This window comes from Nonomuraea sp. NPDC048892, assembly GCF_040649735.1.
GTDB lineage: Bacteria > Actinomycetota > Actinomycetes > Streptosporangiales > Streptosporangiaceae > Nonomuraea > Nonomuraea maheshkhaliensis.
The window spans coordinates 1-2545 of sequence record NZ_JBEZFZ010000070.1 but is presented as its reverse complement, the minus strand read 5'-3'; the positions used below and the strand labels follow the sequence as shown (position 1 = coordinate 2545).

1 rRNA gene is annotated in these 2545 nt (G+C 57.1%); it reads right to left on the bottom strand.

Features of this window, described 5'->3' with window-relative positions:
• Positions 1-81 precede the first annotated feature (81 nt).
• Positions 82-2545: ribosomal RNA gene (locus AB0C28_RS56120) — 23S ribosomal RNA — on the bottom strand; the annotation flags it as partial.

Here is a 2545-nt window from a genome sequence, read left to right as displayed (position 1 = left end):
CAGGTGCGGCGCAGTTCTGGACCCGGCGAAGAGTAACAGAACGCAGCACACACACACGCACAAAGAAACAGAAGTTGCTTTGTGGTCAAGTCCTCGGCCTATTAGTACCGGTCAGCTCCACACGTTACCGTGCTTCCACCTCCGGCCTATCAACCCGGTCGTCTACCGGGAGCCTTACCCCCTCACGGGGTGGGAGACCTCATCTCAAGGCGAGCTTCCCGCTTAGATGCTTTCAGCGGTTATCCCTTCCGAACGTAGCCAACCAGCCGTGCACCTGGCGGTACAACTGGCACACCAGAGGTTCGTCCGTCCCGGTCCTCTCGTACTAGGGACAGCCCCTTTCAAGTCTCCTGCGCGCGCAGCGGATAGGGACCGAACTGTCTCGCGACGTTCTAAACCCAGCTCGCGTACCGCTTTAATGGGCGAACAGCCCAACCCTTGGGACCTACTCCAGCCCCAGGATGCGACGAGCCGACATCGAGGTGCCAAACCATCCCGTCGATATGGACTCTTGGGGAAGATCAGCCTGTTATCCCCGGGGTACCTTTTAGCCGTTGAGCGACACCGCTTCCACACGCCGATGCCGGATCACTAGTCCCAGCTTTCGCTCCTGCTCGACCCGTCAGTCTCACAGTCAAGCTCCCTTGTGCACTTACACTCAACACCTGATTGCCAACCAGGCTGAGGGAACCTTTGGGCGCCTCCGTTACCCTTTAGGAGGCAACCGCCCCAGTTAAACTACCCACCAGACACTGTCCCCGATCCGGATCACGGACCAGAGTTAGACGTTCAAAACGACCAGAGTGGTATTTCACCAATGACTCCACCCGAACTAGCGTCCGAGCTTCCCAGTCTCCCACCTATCCTACACAAGACGCTCCAAACGCCAATGTCAAGCTGTAGTGAAGGTCCCGGGGTCTTTCCGTCCTGCTGCGCGTAACGAGCATCTTTACTCGTAGTGCAATTTCGCCGGGTCTGCGGTTGAGACAGCGGGGAAGTCGTTACGCCATTCGTGCAGGTCGGAACTTACCCGACAAGGAATTTCGCTACCTTAGGATGGTTATAGTTACCACCGCCGTTTACCGGCGCTTAAGTTCTCACCTTCGCCCAGCCGAAGCTGAACTAAGCGGTCCCCTTAACGTTCCGGCACCGGGCAGGCGTCAGTCCGTATACATCGTCTTACGACTTCGCACGGACCTGTGTTTTTAGTAAACAGTCGCTTCCCCCTGGCCACTGCGGCCCCCACCAGCTCCCACCGCAAGGATGTTCACCAGCAGAGGCCCCCCTTCTCCCGAAGTTACGGGGGCAATTTGCCGAGTTCCTTAACCACAGTTCACCCGATCGCCTTAGTATTCTCTACCTGACCACCTGAGTCGGTTTAGGGTACGGGCCGCCACAACACTCACTAGAGGCTTTTCTCGGCAGCATAGGATCATCCACTTCACCACAATCGGCTCGGCATCACATCTCAGGATTAATGCGAGGCGGATTTACCTACCTCACTCCCTACATGCTTACCCCAGGACAACCATCGCCTGGGCTGGACTACCTTCCTGCGTCACCCCATCGCTTACCTACTACCCGATCGGACCGAGCGTTCACTCTGACGGCCGTCCCGAAGGACAACCCGAGCTAAGGACTCTTAGCATCACGAGGTTCAGTATGGGCGCATTGAAGCGGGTACGGGAATATCAACCCGTTGTCCATCGACTACGCCTGTCGGCCTCGCCTTAGGTCCCGACTTACCCTGGGCGGATTAGCCTGGCCCAGGAACCCTTGGTCATCCGGCGCGAGGGTTTCTCACCCTCGATTCGCTACTCATGCCTGCATTCTCACTCGCACAGCCTCCACAACTAGATCACTCTGCTGCTTCGCCGGCTGCACGACGCTCCCCTACCCATCAACCCCCACGAATGAGAGTCAATGCCACGACTTCGGCGGTGTACTTGAGCCCCGCTACATTGTCGGCGCGGAATCACTTGACCAGTGAGCTATTACGCACTCTTTCAAGGGTGGCTGCTTCTAAGCCAACCTCCTGGTTGTCTCTGCGACTCCACATCCTTTCCCACTTAGCACACGCTTAGGGGCCTTAGTCGGTGATCTGGGCTGTTTCCCTCTCGACTACGAACCTTATCGCCCGCAGTCTCACTGCCACGCTCTCACTTACCGGCATTCGGAGTTTGGCTGACGTCAGTAACCTTGTCGGGCCCATTAGCCATCCAGTGCTCTACCTCCGGCAAGAAACACGCAACGCTGCACCTAAATGCATTTCGGGGAGAACCAGCTATCACGGAGTTTGATTGGCCTTTCACCCCTACACACAGATCATCCCCCAGGTTTTCAACCCTGGTGGGTTCGGTCCTCCACCCAGTCTTACCTGAGCTTCAACCTGCCCATGCGTAGATCACTCCGCTTCGGGTCTACAGCATGCGACTCAAACGCCCTCTTCAGACTCGCTTTCGCTACGGCTCCCCCACACGGGTTAACCTCGCCACACACCATAACTCGCAGGCTCATTCTTCAAAAGGCACGCAGTCACATCACA